Here is a 23,580-nt window from a genome sequence, read left to right as displayed (position 1 = left end):
GCAGAAACTTCCGACTGGAGGTTGAGAAAACCTTACGGCATACAGACGCCATGGGCCGCGCCCGGAAGACCTTGCTGCTCGCCTCCACGGCGCTGCTGGCCGCGGCGCCGGCCCGTGCCCAGGCCCCCGACGCGCGCCCGCAGGGCGGCGCCGTCGTCGCCGGCCAGGCCAGCATCACCCAGACGCCGTCGCGCACCCAGGTGAACCAGGCGAGCAACCGCGCCGTCATCGAATGGCGCGGCTTCGATATCGGCGCGCAGCACCAGGTGGACATCCGGCAGCCCAATGCCGGCTCCTGGTCGCTGCAGCGCGTGACCGGGCCCGATCCCTCCGCCATCGCCGGCCGCCTCACCTCCAATGGCGGCGTCGCGCTGGTGAACCCGAACGGCATCGTCTTCCACCAGGGCGCCCAGGTGGACGTGGCCGGGCTGATCGCGACCGCCTCCGACACCACGAACAATGCCTTCATGGCCGGGCGCATGGCCTTCGACCGCGCGCCGCGCCCCGGCGCACGGGTCGAGAATCGCGGCACGATCACCGTGCGGGAGCAGGGCCTCGCCGCGCTGGTCGGCCCCGTCGCCGCCAATTCCGGCACCATCCGCGCCCGCCTCGGCCGCGTCGCCATCGCCGGCGCCGAGGCCTTCACGCTGGATCTCGCCGGCGACGGCCTGCTGTCCTTCGACGTCACGCGGCAGGTCGGCGCCGCCCCATCCGGCGCCGCGGCGCTCGCCACCAACACCGGCGTGATCGAGGCCGAGGGCGGCCATGTGCTGCTGAGCGCCCAGGCCGCCTCCGGCGTGCTGGAGACGCTCGTCAGCGCCGGCGGCAGCATCACCGCCGGCACCATCACGGCCACCGCGCCCGGCGGCGGCGTGCTGGTGCCGGGCGGCGCGCTGCTCGATGCCTCCGGCGCGCAGGGCGGCCGCGTGACCATCGGCGCCGGCGCCGCCAGCCGCATCGGCGCGCCGACGCAGCTCTCCGCCCGCAGCACCGTCGCGCCGAACGCCACGCTGCGCGCCGATGGCCGCGCCGGCCCCGGTGGCGAGGTCATCGTCCACGCCGCGCAGCGCACGGAGATGCGCGGTCGCGCCAGTGCGCGCGGCACGCCGGGCGGCCGCATCGAAATCTCCTCTCGCGCCGCCCTCGCGCTGGATGCGTCGCTCGACGCAGGCCGCGACGGCACCGTCCTGCTCGACCCCGAGACGCTGCGCATCGTCGAGACGCTGTCGGGCGCCACCGAACCCGCCGAAGTCACCGCCGCCACCGTCAACACGACGCCCGGCCTGCTGATCCTGGAAGCCGAGCGCAGCATCCGTGTGGAGGCCGCGGTCAACCGCGATGCCGGACCGCTGATGCTGCTCACCACCAACCCCGCCGCCTCCCCCGGCGAGGGCATTGCTGTCAATGCGCCGCTGACGGTCCTCGGCGACCTGCGCCTGATCTCCGCCGGCGACATCACGCAGGCCGCGCCGCTGGACGTCACCACGCTGGCCGCGACCAGCCTCGGCGGCGCGGTGCGGCTGGCGCATGCCGGCAACCGCATCCTCGCCCTCGACGGCGGCGGCGCCGCCACGCGCTATGACTTGGCCAGTGCCTTCGCCTTCTCCGTGGATGCGCCGATCGGCGCGGCGGAGATGCGCCTGTCCACCCCCGGGGCGATCTCCCTCTACGCGCCGCTGTCGGCGACCGGCACGCTGGAGATCGCGGCGCTCGGCGGCGTCACGCAACAAGGCTTCGGCGCCGGCCTCAGCGCCGGCATGCTCGCGCTGGACTCGCCCTTCGGCGCCATCGCGCTGCAAGGCGCAGGAAATAGCATTGCCGCCCTTGGAGACGTCACCGCACCCTTCGGCCTCGCGCTGCGGAATGCCGGCCCGATGCAGATCGCCGGCGTACTGAATGGCCTCGGCGCGGCTGTCACCCTCGGCCTCGACAGCGGCGACCTGACGCAAGGCGCGGCCGGCCGCCTGCTTGCCGGTAGCCTTCACGTCACGACCCCCGGCGGTTCCGTCCGGCTGGACGCCGGTGCCAACGACGTCTCGCGCCTTTCCGGCACTGCGCGCGACGATCTCGTGCTGGATGCCGGTCGTTCGCTGCTGCTGGAAGGCCGGGTCGTCGCCGCGCGCATCGACCTCGCCGCCTGGGGTGACCTGACGCAGGTGACGGATGCGCTGCTCGTCACGCCCGAACTCTCCGCGCGCGCCATCGGCGGCCGTGTCGCGCTGAACGATCCGCTGAACGCCGTCGCCGCGCTGCGCGAGGGCGCAGCCGACACCGGCTTCTCCCTCGCCACCGCCGGCACGCTGCGGCTGCTCGGCCGCCTGACCGCGCCCGATATCGCGCTGACCCCGGCCGGCAGCCTGCTGCAGGACCCCGGCAGCAGCATCGAGGCCACGTTCCTGCGCGTGAATGCGCTGACCGGGTCGGTGCGGCTCGCCGAACCGAACGCCATCGCCGCGCTCGGCGCCTCCTCCGCCGCGCAGGATTTCGCGCTGGCCAGCACGCAGGCGCTCAACGTCACGGGCAGCCTCGATGCCGGCAGTGCCCTGCTGCTGGACGCCGCCGCCCTCCGTCTCGCCGCGCCACTCGCCGCCGCGGATATGACGCTGCGCACCGTCGCCGGTGGCATCGCGCAGGAAGGCGGCACGCTGCTCGCCTCCACCCTGCGTGCCGAGGCGACGGATGGCGTCAACCTCGCCGCTGCAGGCAACGCCATCGCCGCGCTCTCCGGCCACGCGGGATCGAGCTTCCGCATTCGCACCGACGGCGCGCTGGTCGTGGACGACATCGCCGCGCCCGAGATTGCGCTGCGCGCCGGCGGCGCCATCGCCCAGGGCGCCGCGGCACTGGGCATCGCGACCGACCTGCTCGCGCTCGACTCCGGCGGCCAGGTGACGCTCGGCGCCGCGACGAATGCCATCCGCGAACTCGGCGCCGTCGCCGCGCCGGGCGGCCTCACCCTGCGGACGACGACGGCGCTGCGCCTCACCGAACCCGTCGCCACCGCCGCGCTGGACCTCACGACGGGCGGCGACCTCTCGCAGCTTCCCTTCGCAAGCCTCGCGGCCGACACGCTGCGCCTCGACATCGCCGGCAACGCGACTCTCGAAAGCCCGGGCAATGCATTGCCGCGCCTCCTCGGCGCCGGGATCGGCGGGGACCTTGCCCTCTCCACCTCCGGCCCGCTCACGCTGGAGGGCGACCTGCTGGTCAGCGGCGCCATGACCCTGATCGCCGCGGGTACGTTGAGCCAGCCCGCCGGCGTCATCAGGGCGCCGAGGCTCACCGCGCGCTCCGTCTTCGGCAGCGTCGATCTCGACGGCGCCAACCGTCTCGGCGCCGTCGGTGGCAGCGCCGCAGGCATCTGGCATCTGCGCGACACCGGCACGGCTCCCCTTGCCCTCGCCAGCCTGATCGCCGCGCCCGAGGTGACCCTGACCCTTGGCGGCGGCCTGGACCAGGGAAGCGGCGCGCTGCGTGCCGAGGTGCTGGGCCTGGATGTCGCCGGCGCCGTGCTGCTGGACAGCGCCAGCCATCGCGTCGGCGCGCTCTCCGGCCGCGCCGGCGCGCTGCGCCTGGCCGCCGGCGGTCCGCTCTCCGTCACCGGCGCGCTGGAGATCGGCGACAGCCTCGCGCTCTCCGCCGACAGCATCGGCCTGCTCGCGCCGGTCTCGGCGAGCGGCCCGGCGCTGCTGGTCGCCCTGTCCGGCGACGTCGCCCAGGCCGCCTCCGGCGCGGCGCTGCGCCTCACCGGCGCCCTCGAGGTGCATGCCTCCGGCGCTGTCGCGCTGGCCGGCGCCGGCAACCAGGTGCCGCGCCTCGTCGCCGGCAATGCCGGCGCCGATTTCGCCCTGGCCAGCGACGGGCCGCTCACGCTCGCCGGCGGCATCTCCGGCGAGGGCATCACGCTGAGGGCGCTCGGCGCGATGCGGCTGGACGGCGCCACCTTCCAGGCCGGCAGCGCCGTGTTGCTCGCCGCGCCCGCAGGCATCGAGGCGGGCGCGCCGAGCCTGCTGGAACCGCGCGATCCCGCTCGCCTGCCGGTGCTGATGCTGGACACCCGCCGCACCGACGGCCTCACCGCCATCCCCGGCTTCGTGCAGCCCGACATCCCCGGCCTGCCCGCGGCGCAGCAGCCCACGCAGCTTGCCGATTTCGGGCTCGCGCGCAGCGCCGCCGCCGGCGGCGCTGCCTTTGCCATCCAGGCCGGCGCCTCCCCGGTGTTCCTGCTGCTGGACAGCGCCCCCTCCGTCGGCACGCTGGAAGCTGGGCGACTCGGCGTTCTGGGCCAGGGCGGCTCGGCCTTCCTGGTGGGCGTGGTCGGCGGCGTCGGCGGGGAGGAGGCTGCCGCCCTCGTCACCATCTCGACCAGCGAAGCCGGCTATCTCTTCAACGCCTGCCCGATGGGTGCCGCCAGTTGCGGGCAGACGCCGCCGCCGGGACCCGGCCCCAGCCCCGATCCTGGCCCCGAGCCCGGCCCCGGTCCCGATCCTGGCCCTGCGCCGGAACCGCCGCCGCCCCCCATCGCCGGCCCAGACCCGTCGCCGCCAACCCTGGCGGGCCCGCCGATCCTGCTTGTTCCGGTGCGCGTGGACCTGTGGGACGTCGTCTGGACCGGCGAGGCGCCGGTGCCGATCGAAGGCCGCCCGCCCGCGCCCTCCCTCTGGGCGCCCTGGCCTGTCGCCTGGCCGCTGCGCCCCATCGCCGAGGTCGAGTGACCCGGCGTCGGGATCTCTGCCGAACCCTCCCCCGACCCGCGCGTTCAGACCGGAGCGACAACCAAACGGGGGACCTCGACAATGCCCGCCAACCGCAAGCCCGACGCCAGCCAGGACGAGGCCGTCCGGGAAACCTTCCCGGCCAGCGACCCGCCCGCCAGCATGGCCAGCGGCTCCGCCCGGGCCGTGCCGGCCGAGGTCCTCCTTGAGGCATCGGCGCCCGTACCCGGCGCCGTCACGCTGCGTCGCCACTTTGCCGATGCGGGTGCGGCCAAGCTCGCGCTGGAGAGCCTTGTGCGCGACGCGCCCATCGACCGCGAGGCAGCGTCCATCGACGGCGCGGAACTGCGGCTGGCAGTGCCGCCGGGGGACGTCGAGCGGATCCGCGGCTTGTTGCAGCGGGCGTGATCGCAATTGCGCGACCGGAAAGCCACACTCCCGAACTAATAGGGAACAAATCCTAAAACTAACTTGATTTCATGGAGTTGCCCGACCTAGCCTCTGTCCGAGTGCGAGGGAGAGCGGCCCATGCAGGCATGGCGCAAGCGTGCCGGAAGGCTGATCCGTGGGGCGCTCCTCGCCATGCCCCTGTTGCTGGCGCAGGCCCCGGTCATGGCGCAGGACGTGCAGGCGCCCGCGCCCACCGCGCCGCCGGTCATCCTCACGCCTGCCGCCCCGGCCCCCGTCGCCGCCACCGCGGGTGTCGAGCCGACCACGACGAAGCTGGCCCCCACCGCGGCTGCGCAGGCCACGCGCCTGATGCCCTGGATGATCGTCACGGGCATCCTCCTCATCTTCCTCTACGGCTCCTGGCTGCTGCTGCGGCATCTGGCGAAGGAGACGCAGGCGAAGACGCCGGACGGACTCGCGCCGGAAGCCAGCTCGCTCACCGGCCGCTACTTCGATCTGCCGCTCGGCGTGCCGGAAGGCTCCATCCGTGCGCTGCTCTCGGTCTTCATCATCGTCTTCGGCTTCGTCCTGCTGGCATTCCAGGACGCGCTGGGCCTGCGCTCCGGCGAGGCGCTGACCGGCTTCATCGGCACCGTCATCACCTTCTACTTCGCCACCCGCAACAGCGAGCAGTCGCGCCGCATCGTCGACGGCGCGCAGGAAGCGGTGCAGCGCGCCACCCAGGCAGCCGACACCGCCAGCGCCGCCGCCACCGATGCCGGCGCAGCCGCACGCAGCGCTGCCGGCACGGCCGTGGTCGTCGCCGGCGTGGGCGGCGGCGGCACGCCGGAACAGCAATCACGCCTCGCCACCCTGCGCGATGCCCAGGGCAAGCTGCAGGCGCTGCGCAGCCTGATCGCCGTGGCCGGCACGCTTGGCGTCGGCACCGGCGCCGTGGCCGGCGCCGACCGGGCGCTTGCGCGCGTGGACGGGCTGCTGACCCGCATCGGCCCGGTCATCGGCGGCAACGCGAATGCCGAGACGATGGGCCAGCTTGCCGAGGAAGCCGGCAATGCGCTGCGCGACCTGGGCGATCTCGGCCCGGTCGGCAATGCCGTCGCCGACGCCATGGCCACGGTGGGCCGCGTGGCGCAGCAGAGCGCGCCGATCGCCAATGTGCTCGGCGGCGTCTTCGGTGGCGCCGCCGTCGCCGGCCCCGCGGGTCTGGTCGCCGCAGTCGTCGTCGGCGGACTCCAACTCGTGAAAGAGAAGGAAAAATTCGATCGCTGGAAGGCGGCGATGCTGGATACGCCGCTCGATCTCGGCCTGCTTCCGCAGGTGATGACCAGCGATCTCGCCACCGCCGCGCTGATGCGCGCGCCGCTGCTGGCCCAGCGCCTGGCACCCGGCGGCACGATCGAGCCCGCGCTCTGCCTCGCCGTGTGGGAGGTGGTGGGCGTCGCCCCCGGCAGCGGCGTGACGCCGGCGCGGGAAAAGGCCGAGCAGGTGCTGGGCGGCCTGGCCGGCCCGGGCGCCGACCTGCTGCGCAACAGCTTCGCCGGTGCGCCCGACGCGCTGGCCGATGCGATCGAGGATTACCGCGCCGCGATGACCGGCGCGGCGGCGCTGCAGGGCCTCGACCTCAAGCAGATCACCGTCGGCGGCGCGCAGGTCTCCACCCTGGCCCTGGCCGGCGCCGTGCGCAGCGCCCGCCAGGACAGCCGCGTCGCCGCGGAGCTGGAGCGGATGGTCTACATGGTCGAGGCGCTCGGCAAGGCGGATCCCGCCACCCTCGCCCAGGTTTCCTCCCGCCTCGCCGCGGCCGACTTCCTGCGCGGCGCGAAGGCCGAGGCGGATGACAAGACCGTCGCCGCCGAGCAGGCCTCCACCGCCCCCGCCGAAGGAGGATCAGGCTGATGCGCCGCGCCGCCCTTCTGCTGATCCTGCTGCTCGCCGCGTGCCAGCAGCCCTCGCGCGAGACCGTGCAGCTTGCCGGCGAGTTGCGCCGCACGCCCCCCGGCAGCAGCGACGCCATGGCCGACCGGCCCTTCGACTGCGACGTCGCGGATCGCGCCTGCGTCACGCTGTGGCTGCATCGCGGCGCCGCCTGTGCCCGCCTGGCGGAGGCGCCGACGACGCCGGAGGCGCAGCGTCCGGCGCGGCGGGACTGCGCCGTGCAGTCCTTCACCCGCGCCCGCGCGCTGATGCCGGCCGACGCGACGGCGGATGAGCGGCTGGAAACCGCGGTCCGCCTGGCCGATGCGCTGGAACGCCAGCGCGACCGCGCCATCGGCGCGCAGCGCCAGGCGGACAATACGGCCATCCTCGCCGCCATAGCGCCGCTGCGCACCACGCCGCGCGGCCCCGGCGACGGCTATGCCGACTACTTCGCCGCAGGCGTCACGCTCAACCGCGTGCAGTCCGGCGACATCCCGGCCGCCGAGCGCTGCGCCGCCCTGGCCGAGGCACGTGAACAGGCCGCCAGCGCGGCCGAGGCGCCGGGCCTGCCGCCGCTCGGCAACCGCATCGGACAGCGGCGCGCCGCCGTCGCCACCCAGCTCGCTGCCCAGACCCCGAGGTGCCCCTGATGTCCGAGGTGGCCGCTCCCCCCGCAAGACTCACCCGAAGCTGGTGGTTCACCCAGCCGATGATGCGCGGCGACGAGGTGTTCTGGGCGCAGCGCCTGCTGAACGACCGCGCCGGCGCCGGGCTGAAGCCCGACGGCCTGTTCGGCGCCGCCACGCGGGAGGCGGTGAAGGCCTTCCAGCGCCGCCGCGGCCTGGTGGAGGACGGCGTGCTCGGCCCCGTCACCTGGACCGCGCTGACCGGCGAGGGCAAGCCGGGCGCCGCGCTGAAGATCGGCGTCGAAAGCGTGCTGGACTCTGCGACGCTCGCATCGCTGCGCGAGATGCACGGGCGCTATCCCGATGGCATACGCTGGCGCCTGACGCCGCACGGCCTGGACGTGGATGGCGTGTTGGCCGAGCCGCGCAAGCCCGAAGCCGACCTCGCCGCGCGCGTGCTGCGCGACTACGCGGACGCCATCGCCACCGCCTCCGCCCGCTTCCCGGTGCCGGCGGAACTCGCCATCGCGACGATCTGCACCGAATCGAGCGGCCGGGCCGACGCCAAGCGCTTCGAGCCGGGCTGCGACCTGGAGGACCCGTCCCGCACGCCGCGCCGCGTCTCGGTCGGGCTGATGCAGACCCTGCTCTCCACCGCGCGGGAGGCGCTGGGCGACGACTCGCTGAGCCTCTCTGCGCTGGAGAACCCCAGCACCTCGATCCGCGCCGGCATGGCCTATATGTGGCGCCAGGCCGGCGCGACGCGCTTCGACCCGCCGCTGGTCTGCTGCGCCTACAATGCAGGCTCCGTGCGCTACCAGGGCTCGGCAACGAATCGCTGGCGCATGGCGCAATACCCGATCGGCACCTCCGAACACGCAGACCGCTTCGTGCGGTACTTCACCGGGGCGATGCGCGCGATCGCGGAGAGCGGGGCGGACAGCATCCCAGCGCCGGGCGTGAGCTTCGTCGGGCTGATGAAGCGGTAAAGCCGAACCGGGGACGATGATCGTCCCCGGCCCCCTCCATCCAGGACCTCAGCCGGCCACGGGCAGGCCTTTCGATGTGCTGTATTCGAAGTGCAGCGCCTCGCCAGGGAAGACGCGCGGATGGATCGCATGCGCGGCCATCGCGGCCTCGGAGAAGCCTTGCAGGATCAGCTTGAGCTTGCCGGGATAGGTGGCGATGTCACCGATGGCGTGCACGCCGGGCACGTTCGTCTCGCAGGTCGCCGGGTTCACCTGCACATGCTTGTGCTCGACCTGCAGCCCCCATTCCGCGATGGGGCCGAGTTCCATGGAAAGCCCGTAGAAGGGCAGCAGGAAATCCGCCGGGATCGCCTTCACCTCGCCCTTCAACGTCGCCACTTCCACGGCCGCGAGGACGCCGCCCTCGCCCTGCAGCCCGTGCAGCTGATACGGGATCGCCATCTCGATCTCGCCGCGTTCCGCGGCGGTCTTGAGTTGCGCGGCGCTCTCGGGTGCGCAGCGGAACTTGTCGCGGCGATGCACCACCGTGACCTTCGCCGCGATCTGCTTGAGCGACAGCGCCCAGTCCACCGCCGAATCGCCGCCGCCGGCGATCACCACGCGCTTGGCCCGGAAATCCTCGCGCCGCGTCACCATGTAGCGCACGCCGCCCGTCGCCTCGTATGCGGTCAGCCCCTCCAGCGGCGGGCGGTTCGGGCCGAAGGCGCCGGCGCCGGCGGCGATGATCACCGCCTTGCAGGCAATCGTGTCGCCTGCGCTGGTCGCAAGCTCGAAGCCGCCATCGGTTCGGGTCATCCTCTCGACCCGGCGCGACAGCAGCATCAGCGGATTGAAGGGCCGCGCCTGCTTCTCCAGCGCCGAGATCAGGTCGGCGGCCGCGATCTCGGGATGCGCGGGGATGTCGAAGATCGGCTTCTCCGGATAGAGCGCGCTGCACTGCCCACCGGCCGCGTCCAGCGCGTCGATGACGACGGTCTTCATCCGCAGCATGCCGCATTCGAACACCGCGAAGAGCCCCACGGGGCCCGCGCCGATGATCGCGACATCCGTCTCTACCCTGGCCGGCATCGTCCATTCCTTGCCGAAAGCGCGGTTCTGTAGCGGCTGGCGGCGTGGCGATCAAACCGCGAACCCCGCGCCTGCGTCCAACGCTTGTGCCCCTTGGCCCGCCGGGGGCAGATTGCGCCGCGAACCCGGCATGCAAGCTCCCGTGACGATCCACCTGCCCGACGCCGCGGCGACCGAGGCGCTGGCCGCGCGCCTCGCCGCCCGCGCCCGCGCCGGCGACGCCATCCTTCTGGAAGGCCCGCTCGGCGCCGGGAAAAGCACCCTCGCCCGCGCCTTCCTGCGCGCCGCCAGCGGCGACCCTGCGCTGGAGGTGCCCTCGCCCACCTTCACGCTGGTACAGGGCTACGACCTGCCCGGCGGCAGGGCGGCGCACCATTACGACCTGTGGCGACTCGACGGCCCCGCCGACCTGGCCGAGCTTGGCTGGGACGAGGCGCGGGAGGGCATCGTGCTGGTGGAATGGCCCGACCGACTCGGCGCGCTCGCGCCGGCCGACGCGCTGACCGTCGCGCTGGCGGCGGGCGCGGCGGAGGATGAGCGCATCGCAACCCTCACCGGCTGGACCGGCCGCCTGGCGGGCCTGGCATGAGGGAGGGGGCGGAGGCGCTGCTGCGCGAGGCCGGCTTCGGCGCGGCGCGAGGCGAGGCGCTGCCCTCCGACGCCTCCTTCCGCCGCTATGTCCGGCTGCATGGCGGGCCGCGTCCGGCGCTGCTGATGGATGCGCCCCCGCCGCAGGAAGACGTGCGGCCCTTCCTGCATGTGGCGCGGCACCTTTCGCGCATCGGCCTGTCGGCGCCCGAGATCATCGCCGCGGATACGGAACGCGGCTTCCTGGTCATCGAGGATCTCGGCGCCGACACGATGGCGACGTGCCTGGATGCGGGCGCCGATCCGCTGCCGCTCTACCGCGCCGCCGCCGAGGCGCTGGCCGCCTTGCACGCTGCGGCGCCGCCGGAAGGCCTGCCGGATTGGGGCGCGGACCGCATGGCGGAGACGGCGGCGGCGACCTTCCTCGACTGGTGGTGGCCGGAGGCGCTGGGCACGCCGCCGGATGCCCCCGCGCGCGCCGCCTTCCGCACCGCAATCCTGGCGATGCTCGCACCCTTCGCCGCGCGCGGCTTCGTGCATCGCGACTTCTTCCCGGCGAACCTGATGGCGTTGGACCGCGCGAAGCCGCGCCATGTCGGCATCCTGGACTTCCAGGACGCGGCCTATGGCCACCCGGCGTACGACCTGGTGTCGCTGGTCGAGGATGCGCGACGCGACGTGCCGGCGGATGTGCGCGCCGCGACCATCGCGCGCTACCTCGCCGCACGGCCGGACCTGGACGAACAGCAGTTCATGGCGGCGATGGCGGTGCATGCGGCGCAGCGGCACCTGCGCGTCGCGGCGCTCTGGACGCGGCTGGCGCGACGCGATTCCAAGCCGCACTACCTGCGCCATGGCCCGCGCTGCTGGGCGCTGCTGGACCGCGCGCTGGCGCATCCCGCCACGCTTCCGCTGCGTGACTTCCTCGATGCGCATGTACCGCATGCGCTGCGCGCCAATCCCGCCTCGCTCCAGGAACAGCCGGCATGATCGCACCCTCCCACGCCATGGTGCTCGCCGCCGGTCTCGGCACGCGCATGCGCCCGCTTACCGACGACCGCCCGAAGCCGCTGCTGCCGCTCGAAGGACGTTCCCTGCTGCATCACGCGATGGACCGCCTCCGCGACGCCGGCATCGGCAACGTCGTGGTGAACGCGCATTGGTTCGCCGATCAGATTGCCGACGCCGTCGAGGCCTATGGCGCCACGCCGCCCCCCACGGTACTGCGCGAGGCGGACCTGCTCGAGACCGGCGGCGGCGTGAAGGCCGCGCTGCCGAGCCTCGGCCAGGCACCCTTCGTCGTGGTGAATGGCGACGCCTTCTGGCTGGACGGGCCGAACTCCGCGTTGCGCCGCATGGAAGCCGCCTTCGAGCCCGAGGAGATGGACGCGCTGCTGCTGCTGGTGCGCACCGCGCATGTGGATGGCGAGACCGGGCGCGGCGATTTCCTGCTCGACCCGCTGGGCCATGCGCGCCGCCCGAAGGAACGCGAGATCGCGCCTTACCTGTTCGGCGGCGTGCAGATTCTTTCGCCGTCGCTGTTCGCCGACACCCCGGACGGGCCGTTCTCGCTGAACCTGGTCTATGACCGCGCGATGGAGAATGGCCGGCTCTATGGCCTGGTGCATGACGGCGCGTGGTTCCACCTGTCCACGCCGCGCGACCTCGCGCGTGCCGAGACCATGCTGCGCGCGGGCATCCTGCCGGCGCTGTTCTGAGCGTCGCAGCGCATGCGGCTGTTCGACATCCCGGCTCACCTGCCGTTCCTGGATTGCCTCGCCGCGGGCATCTTGCAGGACCTGCGCGACGCGCCGCCGGAGGCGCTGGCGCGCGCCACGATCCTGCTGCCGACGCGCCGTTCCGCCCGCGCGCTGCGCGACGCTTTTCTGCGCGAAGCGCGGGAAAACGCGCTGCTGCTGCCGCGCATGCGCGCGCTGGCCGGCCTTTCCACCGAGGACGCGGACGAGCTCGCCCTGCCCGCGCTGCTCGACCTGCCGCCCGCGGTCGAGCCGCTGACGCGCCAGGCGGTGCTGACCGGCTTCGTCATCCGCCTGCCGCCGCGCCATGGCGGCCCGACCACGCCCGAACAGGCTTGGCAGCTCGCCGGCGAGCTCGCGCGCCTGTTCGACGAGGTGGCGCTGGAGGAGAAGGATTCCGACCTTCTCCAGGCCGCCGATCCGCTGCGCTTCGCGGAGGCCTGGCTCGCGCGGCTGGAAGCGCTGGTGCCGCAGGAACAGGCGGTGCACTGGCAGATCACCACCACCTTCCTGCGCGGCGTCGCCAGCCAGTGGGCTGGCTGGTTGACCGAGCGCAACCTGCTCGATATCGGGCTGCGCCGCGTGCTGGCGCTGCGCGCGCAGGCGGAGGCGTGGCGCGCCGACCCGCCCGCCGATCCCGTGATCGCCGCGGGCATCGGCATCGGCGGCACCATCCCCGCCGCGGTGGATCTGCTGCGCATCGTCGCCGATCTGCCGCAGGGCGCGGTGGTGCTGCACGGGCTGGATCGCGCGGCACTCGGCCGCGTCTGGCCGCATGTGGAATCCGCGCCGACGCATCCCTTCGCCTCCCAGGCGCGGCTGCTGACGGCGATGGATGCGGACGCCGCGCGCATCCGCCCCTGGCCGGGCTGCGCGGCGATCGCCGCGCGCCGCGTCCCGGAAGCGCGCGCCCGCCTGATCGAGGTCGCGCTGCGCCCGCCCGAGGCGCTGGAGGAATGGACGCAGCCCGCGCCGGAAGCCTGGCGCGACGGGCTGCAGGGCCTTTCCGTGCTGCACGCCCCCGATGGGCAGGCCGAGGCCGTGGCCATCGCCCTGCTCCTGCGCGAGGCGCTGGAGACGCCGGGCAGCCGCGCCGCGCTCGTCACGCCGGATCGCGACCTGGCGCGGCGCGTCTCGGCGGAGCTGACGCGCCACGGCATCCTGGCCGACGACAGCGCCGGCGAGCCGCTCGGCACAACGCCGACCGGCGCCTTCCTGCGCCTGGTCGCGCGCATGGTCGCGGAGGATTTCGCGCCCGTGCCGCTGCTCGCCGCGTTGAAGCATCCGCTCGCCGCTGCGGGGATGGACCGCGCCGAGTGGCTTTCGGCGCTGCGCCTGCTGGAACGCCGCGTGCTGCGCGGCCCGCGTCCGCCCGCGGGGCTGGCCGGGCTGCGCGCTGCAGCGGAGGCCTCGCCCGCGCAGGATGCCGCGGTGCAGGCGCGCATCGTCGCGCTGCTGGACGCGCTGTCGTCCGCGCTGGACGGCTTCGCCCGGCTCTCCGGCGCGGCGCGGCCGGCCGCGGACCTGCTGCAGGCGCATCTCGCCGCGGCGGAGGCGTTGGCCGCAACGCCGGAGCAGCCCGGTGGCATCCGCCTCTACGCCGCCGAGGAGGGCGAGCTGCTGGCCACGCATCTGGCGGACCTCGCCGTGGCGATGGCGGAGCTGCCGGCGGTGGATCCGCGCGCCTGGCCCGCGCTGTTCGACGCAACGCTGGAAGGCGTCGCCGCGCGCAGCCGGCGCAGCGCGCGCGGCCGCGACGCCGCGGCGCATCCGCGTGTCGAAATCCTCGGCCTGCTGGAAGCGCGGCTGCTCGCCTTCGATCGCGTCGTGCTCGGCGCGCTGGACGAGACGGTGTGGCCGCTGGCCACCGATCCCGGCCCCTGGATGAGCCGCCCGATGCGCAAGCAGTTCGGCCTGCCGGAGCCCGAGGCACGCATCGGCCGCGTCTGCGCAGATTTCTTTCTCAGCGCCTGCGCCGCGCCGGATGCGGTGCTCTCGCGCGCCGCGCGGCGTGGCGGCGCGCCGACCGTGCCGGCGCGCTGGCTCACCCGCATCGGCACCTTCCTCTCCGGCCAGGGCCTGCGGCTTGCGGAGAGCGAGGCGGCGCACTGGGCGGCCGCGCTGGACCGTCCCGATGTCGTGCGCCCCGTCGAGCGCCCGCGCCCCGCGCCGCCCGCCGCGCTGCGTCCGCGCGAGATCAGCGTGACGGAAGTCTCCGACCTGCTGGCCGATCCCTACGCCTTCTACGCGAAGCGCATGCTGCGGCTGCGGCGGCTGGACGATCTCGACGCCGATGTCGGCGCCATCGACTACGGGCAGATCGTGCATGGCGCGCTTGCCCGCTTCATCCGCGGCCTTGGCGCCGGCGCCTGGCCCGGCGACGACGCCGCGCGCGCCATCTGGCAGCAGGCCGCGGCGGAGGCGCTTGAGGACCAGGGGCCGCGCCCCGGCCTCGCGGCGTTCTGGCGCCCGCGCCTGGCGCGGATCGGCGCGTTCGTGATCGAGCAGGAAGCCGCCCGCCGCGCCGACAGCGGCATCGCCGCCAGTGCCGTGGAGTGCGAGGGCCTGCATGTGCTGAAGCGTCCGCGCGGCGAGATCATGCTGCGCGCACGCGCCGACCGCATCGACCGCTTCGCCAATGGCCAGCTCGCGGTGCTGGACTACAAGACCGGCGAGCCGCCGAAGCCGGCCTCGCTGCGCAATGGCGACGCACCGCAACTGCCGCTGGAAGCCGCGATGGCGGAGGCCGGCGTGTTCTCTGGCGTGAAGGCCGCGCCGGTGCGGGAGCTGACCTATTGGAAGCTCACCGGCGGGCAGGAGCCGGGCACGGTCAAGCCGATGGAGACGGAAGCGCAGGAGATCGCGGACCTCGCAGAGGATTCGCTGCGGCGGCTCGGCGATCTCGTGGACAAGTTCCTGCTGGGCGAGGCGCCCTTCACGGCGCGCCCGCATCCGCTGCGCGCGCCGCGCGGCGGCGACTACGACCATCTCTCGCGCATCGCGGAATGGGCGGCGGCGGAGGATGACGGCGAATGAGCGGCGTGGCATCCGTCAGCGATGGTCCGGGCGGGACGCTCCGTCTTTCTTTCCCTCTCCCCCTGGAGGGGGGAGAGGGTTGGGTGAGGGGGGCGCGCGAAGCGCTGGCACCATCGCCCCTGTCCAAACGCAGACCGATCTTGCGCGCCATTCCACGCTGTCCCGATCCAGCGCTGCGCGCGCCCCCCTCACCGGCTCCGGCTAGGCGCTACGCGCCAAGCCTGCGCGTTCCTCTCCCCCCGGTCGGGGGGAGAGGAGAGGGTCTTGCGTGGCATCGATGACGGCGCTGCGAACTCCCCGCCAGGAAGCCGAGTACGAGCAGGGCCGCGGCTCCGACCCCGCGGCCTCGGCCTGGGTGACGGCCTCGGCGGGGTCGGGCAAGACCAAGGTGCTGACCGATCGCGTGCTGCGCCTGCTGCTCGCGCCCGGTGCAAGGCCGAATGCGATCCTCTGCCTCACCTTCACCAAGGCCGCGGCGGCGGAGATGGCGACGCGGCTCGCGACGCGGCTCGGCGCCTGGGCCGTGCTGCCGGAATCGAAGCTGGCCGCGGAACTCGCCGCGCTGCTCGGAACGGCGCCGGCGCGCGACGACCTGACGCGCGCGCGAAAGCTGTTCTGCGACGTGCTGGAACTGCCGGGCGGCATGCGCATCAGCACGATCCACGCCTTCTGCCAGTCGCTGCTGCGCGCCTTCCCGCTGGAAGCGGGCCTCTCGCCGCAATTCGGCGTGGTGGAGGATTCCGAAGCCGCCGCCCTGCTGGCCGATGCGCAGGAGGAGGTGCTGGCCGGACCGCTGACGCCGAAGGAGGCGCTGGAAGCGCTCGCCGCGCTGGTGCCACCCAACGCCTTCGCCGACCTGGTGAAGGCGCTCACGCGCGACCGCGTCAGGCTAGCTGCGGCGCTGCGCGGGGCTGGCACCCTGGATGGCCTCTGCGCCGCCATCGCCGGGCTGCTCGGGCTCGCAACCACCGCGCACGAAGCGGCGCTTATCGAGGAGGCGGCGCAGTCGGCCGCCAGCGACATCCTCGCCGCGGCCCGCCTGTTGCAGGCCAGCCGCAACGCCAATGACCAGGCGCGCGGCGCGAAGCTGCTCGCATGGCTGGAACTGGATGGCGTGGCGCGCTCTGCCCAATGGGACGACTGGTGCGAGATCTTCCTCACCGACAAGGGCACCGTGCGCGCGCGCCTCGGCACCAAGGAGATCGGCGCGCGCCAGGCGGAATGCCTCGCCATCCTGCAGGCCGAGGGCGAAAGACTGGTGCAGATCGAGGGCAGCCGCCGCGCCTGCCGCCTGCTCGCCGCAACTCGCGCACTGCTCGGCCTCGGCAAGCCCGTGCTGGATGGCTACGCCGCGCGCAAGCGCGCGCGCGGGCTGATGGATTACGACGACCTGATCCTGGCGGCGGAGGGCGTGCTGAAGGATCCCGGGAGCGCCTGGGTGCTCTACAAGCTCGATGGGGGGCTGGAACACGTCCTGCTCGACGAGGCGCAGGACAGCAACCCCGCGCAATGGGGCATCGCCGCCGCGCTGGCCGACGAGTTCTTCGCGGGCGAGGGCCGCGAGCGGAAGGGCGAGCCGGTCACGCGCACCATCTTCGCCGTCGGCGACGTGAAGCAGTCCATCTACGGCTTCCAGGGCGCCGACGCCGCCGGCTTCGGGCGGTGGAAGCGCCACTTCGCGGAGCGCTGCGCGGCGATCCATGGGGAGCTGCGCGACGTGCAGCTCAAGGTTTCCTTCCGCTCCACTGCGCCGGTCCTCGCGATGGTGGATGCGGTCTTCGCGGACGGCGCCGCGCGCGCCGGCGTGGTGGAAGGCGACGACGTGCTGGAACACCGCGCCGACCGCATCGGCCAGGCCGGCGCCGTCGAGCTCTGGCCGATGCTCGACGCCGCGGAGACCGAGCCGCCACCCGAATGGGACGTGCCGGATGCGCCCAGCCGCACCGCCGGCCCCGACGCAATGCTGGCCGATGCCGTCGCCGCGCGCATCCAGCACTGGCTCGCCAGCGGCGAGATGCTGCCGGCGCGCGGCCGCGCGATGCGCCCTGGCGACATCCTGGTGCTGGTGCGCAAGCGCACCGGCGGCCTGGTGCCGCGGCTGCTGAAGGCGCTGAAGGAACGCGGCGTGCCCGTGGGCGGCGCCGACCGGTTGCGCCTGGTCGAGCAGATCGCCGTGCAGGACATGCTGGCGCTGGCCGATGTGCTGCTGCTGCCGGAAGACGACCTGCAACTCGCCGCGCTGTTGAAGTCGCCGCTGATCGGCTTCGACGAGGACCAGTTGTTCGCCCTCGCGCAGGGCCGCATCGGCAGCCTGTGGGCGCGCCTCGCGCAGGAACGCGGGCGCGATACGCCGGAAGGCCGCGCGGCGGACTGGCTCGCGCGGCTGATGGGCCGCGCCGATCTCGTCACGCCGCACACGCTGCTGGCAGAGGTGCTGGGCGAGCATCGCGGGCGCGAAAGGCTGCTCGCGCGGCTCGGCCCCGATGCCGCCGACCCGCTGGACGAGTTGCTCAACGCCGCGCTGGACCATGAGCGGCGCCACCCGCCGAGCCTGCAGGGCTTCGTGCAGTGGCTGCGCCGCGGTGGGGCGGAGATCAAGCGGGAGCAGGAAGGCGCGGCGGACGCCGTGCGCGTGATGACCGTGCACAACGCCAAGGGCCTGCAATCGCCCGTGGTGATCCTGCCGGACACGGTGAACCGCGACCGCGACGACCGCTCCGTGCGGTGGCACATGGGCGGCGCCGCGCCGATCCCGCTGTGGGCGCCGCGCAAGGAGGCGCATGCGCCCGCCTACACCGACCTGCTGGAGGCCGAGAAGCGCGCAAGGGCGGAGGAGGAGCATCGCCTGCTCTATGTCGCGCTGACCCGCGCCGAGGACCGGCTGCTGGTCTGCGGCTGGCAGCGCCGCCGGCCGAAGGACAGGGCCTGGCCGGAAGGGTGCTGGTACGATCTGGTGGCGCAGGGCTTTGGCCGCCTCCCCGCCGCGGAACTGCCTCTTGCGCCCGGCGGGTTCGGCGCGCCGCCGGATTGCCGCTTCGCCGGCCCGTCGCTGCTGCGCCTGGACTGCGAACAGACGGCGGCACCGAAGCCGGATGGCCGCGATGCCCCACCACCCGCCGCCGCCGACCTCCCGGCCTGGGCGCTGGTCCCCGCCCCGGCCGAGGCGGGCGCCGCGGTGCTGGCCCCCTCCGCCGTGCCGGCCGAGGACGAGACGCCCGCCGCCGCGCCGCATGGCAGCACCGATCCCACCGGCCGGCGCTTCCGCCGCGGCCGCCTGGTGCATGCCCTGCTGCAGCACCTGCCGGAGCAGGACCCGGCGACAAGGCCGGCCGCCGCGCGCGCCTTCCTCGCCCGCCCGGGCCACGGGCTGAGCCAGGCCGAACAGGCGGAAACCCTGGCGGAAGTTCTGGCACTGCTCGCCGAGCCCGACCTCGCCGCAGCCCTCGGTCCCGGCAGCCTGGCGGAGGCGCCCATCGCCGGGCGGCTCGGCCAACGGCTGGTCAGCGGCCAGGTGGACCGCCTGCTGGTCGCGGCGGACCGCGTCCTGGTTCTGGACTACAAGACCAACCGCCCGCCCCCGCGCACCCTTGACGCGGTCCCGCCGATCTATCTCCGGCAGATGGCCGCCTACCGCGCCGTGCTGCGCCTGGCCTTTCCGGGCCGCGCGGTGGACTGCGCCCTGGTCTGGACCTACGGCGCGCGACTCATGCGTTTGCCCGGCGACCTTTTGGATAGCCATGCTCCTGGCGCATGAGGCCCTGCGGCCGCCTGCGACGGCGCTTGCTTGACCGGGCGTGATCCCGCCACGATCTTGCCGCGAGCCTGGTCGTCCCGAGACACCCCCCGGACACTCCCCCCTGGGCCGGCCGATGGAGACAGATGATGAGCGAACTCACCAAGGCTGTGACCGACGACAGCTTCAGGCAGGACGTGCTCGAATCCTCCGGCCCGGTGCTGGTGGATTTCTGGGCCGAGTGGTGCGGCCCCTGCAGGATGGTGGCCCCGATCCTCGACGAGATCGCCAAGGAGTATGAGGGCAAGCTGACCATCGCGAAGGTCAACATCGACGACAACCCGATGACGCCGAACGACTATGCGGTGCGCGGCATCCCCACGATGATCCTGTTCAAGGACGGCAAGCCCGTAGGCACGAAGGTCGGCGCCCTGCCGAAGAGCGCGCTGAAGGACTGGGTCGCCAGCCAGCTCGGCTGAGGCGGCGCCGCACGGCGCGGCCGGCGCCTTCCGCTGGCCCGCCGCGCCACCATCTGCGGCGCACGACGCGCCGGCTGCCGATCGCCCTCGCGGCCTGCCTTCCCCTCTGCCGAGGAAAGGCTGCTCTTCGACCGCCGTATCCGCCTGCGCGACGGCCGCATGCGTCGGCTGGCGCCGTAGCCGTCCGCCCGGCGCGGTCTCGCCTACGCCTCCAGGTCCTTCGGCCAGGTCACGAAGATGCCGACCTCGCCGGGCATGCCGTTCGGATAGCTGATGACGCGGGCGGCGAAACCGAAGCCGCCGGGCTTCAGCTTGGTCTCCCACCAGCGATAGACGTCGTGGAAGGCGCCCGGCAGCGTTTCCTGCCAGCCTTCGAGCTGGTTGTTGATGCGGCGCCCGCTGTCCCCGCAGAGCGAGGAGGGGAAATGCGCCAGCATCACCTCGCGCTCGCCATCCTCGAAGGCCCTGGCGATCTTCGCCATGGCGCGCGCCTCGTCCTCCTCGGTGAGCTTGTAGCTCATCACCTTCTCGGCATAGGCGGCGCGTTCGGCCCGGGCGGTCTCGGCGGCGGCTTCGGCCTCGGCCCGCTTGCGCGCGGCTTCGGCAGCGCGACGGGCAAAGAGATCTGCGACGGTCAGCGTCATGGGCACCTCCATTCCGCCAATAGCATAGCCGCTTCAGCCCCGGCGCGACCTGATGGAGGTCAAGCCGCGTCCAGCTTCAGCACCTCGCCGGCCAGGTAGAGGCTCCCGCAGATCAGCACGCGCGCCGGCGGACCGTCCTTCGGCAGCGCGCGGAGCGCCTGCGCGACCGTGCCGCCGGCGCGCGCGGCGCCGTGGCTCGCGGCGATGATCGCCTCGACCGGCATGGCGAGATGCTGCCCCGGCTCCTGCACCGCCCACAGCGTCGCGGCATGCGGGAGGATCGAGGCCAGGAACTCCGCGGATTGCTTGCCGCCCTTCATCCCCACCAGCAGATGGGCCGGCCGGTCCGCGAAGTTATCCGCCAGATGCGCGGCGATGGCGACGCCGGCGCCGGCATTGTGCCCACCATCCAGCCACAGTTCCCAACCGCTCGGTAGCAGCGCGGCGAGGCGGCCCGTCAGGCGCTGCATGCGGGCCGGCCATTCGGCGCGCGCCAGGCCCGCCTGCATCGCGGCTTCCGTCAGCCAGGGCGGATCCCAGGCGCGCAGGGCCGCCAGCGCGATGCCGGCATTGTCCGCCTGATGTGGGCCGGGCAGGGCCGGGCGCGGCAGCGCGACGGCGCCGCGCCCATCCTGCCAGCACAGCCCGCCCGCCGTCGCCTCGACCTGCCAATCCCGCCCGCGCGCCAGCAGCGGGGCGCCCTGCGTCTTGGCGACCTCCGCGATCACGGCCAGCGCCTCCGGCTCCTGCAACCCGGTGGCGCAGTGCACGCCCGGCTTGATGATCCCGGCCTTCTCGAACGCGATTTTTTCCAGCGTGTCGCCCAGGAAATCCATGTGGTCCATGGAGATCGAGGTGATCGCGGCGGCGACCGGCGCTTCGATCACGTTGGTCGCGTCGAAGCGGCCGCCCAGGCCGACTTCCAGCACCAGCAGGTCGGCCGGCACCGTCGCGAACAGGTGCAGCGCGACGGCGGTGGTGATCTCGAACACCGTGATCGGCGCGCCCGCATTGACGCGCTCGACATGTTCCAGCGCGTCGGACAGCGCCTGTTCGCTGACCAGCTCGCCCGCCAGCCGGATGCGCTCGTGGAAGCGGACCAGATGCGGCGAGGTATAGACATGCACGCGCTGCCCCGCGGCTTCCGCGACGGCGCGCAGGAAGGCGCAGGTCGAGCCCTTGCCATTGGTGCCCGCCACATGGATCACCGGCGGCAGTCGGCGTTCGGGATTGCCCAGCGCATCCAGGCAGCGCTGCATGCGGCCGAGGCTGAGGTCGATCAGCTTCGGATGCAGCGCGTGCAGGCGCTCGATGATGGCTTCCGAGCGGGAAGCGGGAACACCCATCAGGCCGGCTTCGGCTCCGTGGCCTCGGCGGGTTCGGGCGCGGGCAGCGCCGGCAGTTCCGGCTCCGGCTCGGGCAGGGGCGGCGGCAGCTTCTCCCGCAGCAGGGAGATCAGGCGCGCCAGCGTCGCGCGCATGTCGTGGCGCTTCACCACCATGTCGAGGATGCCGTGCTCCAGCAGGTATTCGGCGCGCTGGAAGCCTTCCGGCAGCTTCTCCCGCACGGTCTGCTCGATCACCCGCGCGCCGGCGAAGCCGATCAGCGCGCCGGGCTCGGCGATCTGGATGTCGCCGAGCATCGCGAAGCTCGCCGTGACGCCGCCCGTGGTCGGGTCGCAGAGCACGACGATGAAGGGCAGCCCGGCTTCCTTCACCAGCCGCGTCGCGATGACGGTGCGCGGCATCTGCATCAGGCTGATCGTGCCTTCCTGCATGCGCGCGCCGCCGGAGGCGGTGAAGACGATCAGCGGCGCGTCCTGCAGCACGGCGAGCTTGGCCGCCGTCACCAGCGCCTCGCCAACGCCAGCACCCATGGAGCCGCCGAGGAAGGAGAACTCGAAGGCCGCGACGACCACGCGCCGGCCCTCGATGGTGCCCTGCGCCACGACCACCGCGTCGTCCATCGCGGTCTTCGCCTGGGCGTCCTTCAGTCGTTCGGAATAGCGGCGCTGGTCGCGGAAGCGCAGCGGATCGGCCGGTGCCTTCGGCAGCTCGATGCGCGACCAGCCCTCATCGAGCGTCGCCTTCATCCGGCCCTGCGCCGACAGCCGCATGTGGTGCCCGCAGCTCGGGCAGACATGCAGGTTCCGCTCGAGGTCGCGGTGGAAGATCATCTGCTCGCAGGCGGGGCATTTGTGCCAGAGGTTGTCCGGCACTTCGCGCGGCCCGCCGATCAGACCCTTGATCTTCGGCAGCGCCCAGTCGGTGATCCAGTTCATCGCAATCCCTGCCGCGATCCTGCGGCGCGTTCCTGCCCCGCCCGGCTGCGCCGGATGCGCGACGCCAAGCACGGCGCGTCCGTCTAGGCGGGAGTGAGGGCCGGGTGCAAGGCGGCGCCGGTGAAAGGCGCGAACAACGCGCCATGCGTGTGGAGCAGGGCAGCAAGACGCTACAAAACCATCTCAAAAATAACCTCTGGTTGCGCGTATTGGATGGATATGGCATACGAGCCCTGTCCAGATCCCCTCACGCTTCTCCAGGAAATTCCATGCTGCTTCGCGCTGCCCTCGGCATGGCGGTGGCCCTGCTCGCCGTCCCCGCCTCCGCCGCCCCGCTGACCGCGTCCGACATCCTCGGCCAGTTCAACGCCGTGATCCGCAACAACTTCGCTACGACCTCCGATGTCGAGGGCCGCACCGTCGTGGGCGGCAACGTCACGAAGGGCGCGACCTTCTTCAACAACCCCGGCGCGGCGGAGGCCTCGTCCTTCCGCGGCCTGACGGTCTACGGCACCGTGGGCCACGGCAATCTGAACCTGAACAATGGCGGTGGCGCGGCGATCGCGGGCTCGAACACCGCCCACATCAACATGAATGGCGGCGGCAGCCTGACCATCGGCGGCGCCAACACCGGCAACATCAACGTCAATGGCGGCTCGGCGGCGATCGCCGGCGCCAATGCCGGCCACATCAACGCCAATGGCGGCACGGTGACCATCGGCAGCCCGGTGCCGGCGCTCCCCGACTTCAACACCACCTTCGTCCAGCCGCTGATGGATCTGTCGCAGAACCTGGCCGCAATGAGCGCGAACAGCTACCTGCCGACGAGCTGGCCCGGCTTCCCGAACAATGCGCCGATCCAGGCCTCGGCAGGCGCGGGCCTGGCGGTGTTCAGCATCACCACCGCCGACCTGGCCAACCTGGTCAGCTTCCAGGTGGACCTGAACGGACGCGACGGCATCGTCTTCAACGTGACGGGCACGAGCTACACCGGCAACGCCAACTACAACAACGCGGTGAATGTCGCGAACAAGGTGATCTGGAACTTCGTGGACGCGACCAGCCTGACCTTCAACCGCCAATGGGGCGGCACGGTGCTGGCGCCGAACGCGCATGTGCGGAATGCGACCCCGATCGAGGGCACGCTCTTTGCCAATTCCTATGGCGGCAATGGCGAGCTGCACAGCCGCCCCTTCACGCCTGACCTGACACCGCCGCCCTCGCCGGTGCCGGGCGTGCCGGTGCCCGCGCCCGGCGCCCTGGCGCTGTTCGGCTTCGGCCTGGCCGCCCTGGTCGGCGCGAAGCGCCGCGCCACGGCCTGATAGCCGCGGCCTGA

The 23,580-nt window shown here is 73.1% G+C and carries 16 protein-coding genes; 12 read left to right on the top strand and 4 right to left on the bottom strand.

Translation table 11 applies throughout. From position 1 onward, the window contains the following. Window positions 1-50 precede the first annotated feature (50 nt). The 5 genes from E4T13_RS18230 to E4T13_RS18205 all read left to right on the top strand — a co-directional run bounded on the left by E4T13_RS18230 (window position 51) and on the right by E4T13_RS18205 (window position 8,658). On the top strand, window positions 51-4,715 hold the full coding sequence (locus E4T13_RS18230) for a filamentous hemagglutinin N-terminal domain-containing protein (RefSeq protein WP_170985065.1): 4,665 nt from the start codon (window positions 51-53) through the stop codon (window positions 4,713-4,715). A gap of 81 nt (window positions 4,716-4,796) precedes the next feature. Next, complete coding sequence (locus E4T13_RS18225) at window positions 4,797-5,123, top strand: hypothetical protein (RefSeq protein WP_137179699.1); 327 nt, start codon at window positions 4,797-4,799, stop codon at window positions 5,121-5,123. Window positions 5,124-5,243: 120 nt separating this feature from the next. Continuing rightward, window positions 5,244-7,022, top strand: coding sequence for a hypothetical protein (locus tag E4T13_RS18215; RefSeq protein WP_170985064.1), 1,779 nt, complete (start codon window positions 5,244-5,246; stop codon window positions 7,020-7,022). Beyond that, complete coding sequence (locus tag E4T13_RS18210) at window positions 7,022-7,693, top strand: hypothetical protein (protein WP_137179696.1); 672 nt, start codon at window positions 7,022-7,024, stop codon at window positions 7,691-7,693. The genes E4T13_RS18215 and E4T13_RS18210 overlap by 1 nt, the downstream gene beginning before the upstream one ends. Continuing rightward, window positions 7,693-8,658, top strand: coding sequence for a peptidoglycan-binding protein (locus E4T13_RS18205; protein WP_137179695.1), 966 nt, complete (start codon window positions 7,693-7,695; stop codon window positions 8,656-8,658). Before E4T13_RS18210 ends, E4T13_RS18205 begins: the two co-directional genes overlap by 1 nt. A 48-nt stretch (window positions 8,659-8,706) precedes the next feature. Here E4T13_RS18205 and E4T13_RS18200 read toward each other — a convergent pair whose 3' ends face one another. Further along, on the bottom strand, window positions 8,707-9,726 hold the full coding sequence (locus E4T13_RS18200) for an NAD(P)/FAD-dependent oxidoreductase (protein ID WP_137179694.1): 1,020 nt from the start codon (window positions 9,724-9,726) through the stop codon (window positions 8,707-8,709). 130 nt (window positions 9,727-9,856) lie between these two features. Here E4T13_RS18200 and tsaE point away from each other — a divergent pair, with 130 nt between their 5' ends. The 6 genes from tsaE to trxA all read left to right on the top strand — a co-directional run bounded on the left by tsaE (window position 9,857) and on the right by trxA (window position 19,319). Beyond that, entirely contained in the window at window positions 9,857-10,315 is a 459-nt protein-coding gene (gene tsaE / locus E4T13_RS18195) for a tRNA (adenosine(37)-N6)-threonylcarbamoyltransferase complex ATPase subunit type 1 TsaE (protein ID WP_137179693.1), read from the top strand. Further along, window positions 10,312-11,304 carry an aminoglycoside phosphotransferase family protein gene (locus E4T13_RS18190; RefSeq protein ID WP_137179692.1) on the top strand — a complete coding sequence of 331 codons (993 nt, stop codon included), beginning with the start codon at window positions 10,312-10,314 and terminating at the stop codon, window positions 11,302-11,304. The genes tsaE and E4T13_RS18190 overlap by 4 nt, the downstream gene beginning before the upstream one ends. After that, the gene (locus E4T13_RS18185; RefSeq protein WP_137179691.1) at window positions 11,301-12,032 is read left to right on the top strand and encodes a nucleotidyltransferase family protein; all 732 of its coding nucleotides are present in this window, start codon (window positions 11,301-11,303) and stop codon (window positions 12,030-12,032) included. Before E4T13_RS18190 ends, E4T13_RS18185 begins: the two co-directional genes overlap by 4 nt. A gap of 12 nt (window positions 12,033-12,044) precedes the next feature. Next, the gene (gene addB / locus E4T13_RS18180; protein WP_137179690.1) at window positions 12,045-15,107 is read left to right on the top strand and encodes a double-strand break repair protein AddB; all 3,063 of its coding nucleotides are present in this window, start codon (window positions 12,045-12,047) and stop codon (window positions 15,105-15,107) included. A gap of 277 nt (window positions 15,108-15,384) precedes the next feature. After that, a complete protein-coding gene (gene addA, locus E4T13_RS18175; RefSeq protein WP_137180024.1) occupies window positions 15,385-18,861 on the top strand; it encodes a double-strand break repair helicase AddA in 3,477 nt (1,158 codons plus the stop codon). Between the two features lie 128 nt (window positions 18,862-18,989). Then, the gene (gene trxA, locus E4T13_RS18170; RefSeq protein WP_137179689.1) at window positions 18,990-19,319 is read left to right on the top strand and encodes a thioredoxin TrxA; all 330 of its coding nucleotides are present in this window, start codon (window positions 18,990-18,992) and stop codon (window positions 19,317-19,319) included. 203 nt (window positions 19,320-19,522) lie between these two features. Here trxA and E4T13_RS18165 read toward each other — a convergent pair whose 3' ends face one another. The 3 genes from E4T13_RS18165 to accD are packed head-to-tail and all read right to left on the bottom strand — an operon-like array spanning window position 19,523 to window position 22,244. Then, on the bottom strand, window positions 19,523-19,963 hold the full coding sequence (locus E4T13_RS18165; RefSeq protein ID WP_137179688.1) for a hypothetical protein: 441 nt from the start codon (window positions 19,961-19,963) through the stop codon (window positions 19,523-19,525). A gap of 59 nt (window positions 19,964-20,022) precedes the next feature. Continuing rightward, window positions 20,023-21,309, bottom strand: a complete 1,287-nt coding sequence (locus E4T13_RS18160; protein WP_137179687.1) for a folylpolyglutamate synthase/dihydrofolate synthase family protein — start codon at window positions 21,307-21,309, stop codon at window positions 20,023-20,025. Then, entirely contained in the window at window positions 21,309-22,244 is a 936-nt protein-coding gene (gene accD, locus E4T13_RS18155; protein WP_137179686.1) for an acetyl-CoA carboxylase, carboxyltransferase subunit beta, read from the bottom strand. Before accD ends, E4T13_RS18160 begins: the two co-directional genes overlap by 1 nt. 269 nt (window positions 22,245-22,513) lie before the next feature. Between accD and E4T13_RS18150 the strand changes: the two genes are divergently transcribed. Further along, a complete protein-coding gene (locus E4T13_RS18150; protein WP_170985063.1) occupies window positions 22,514-23,566 on the top strand; it encodes a choice-of-anchor A family protein in 1,053 nt (350 codons plus the stop codon). Window positions 23,567-23,580: the final 14 nt, after the last annotated feature.

The organism is Roseomonas sp. AR75, assembly GCF_005222815.1.
Lineage (GTDB): Bacteria > Pseudomonadota > Alphaproteobacteria > Acetobacterales > Acetobacteraceae > Falsiroseomonas.
This window is presented reverse-complemented; position numbering and strand designations above follow the sequence as displayed.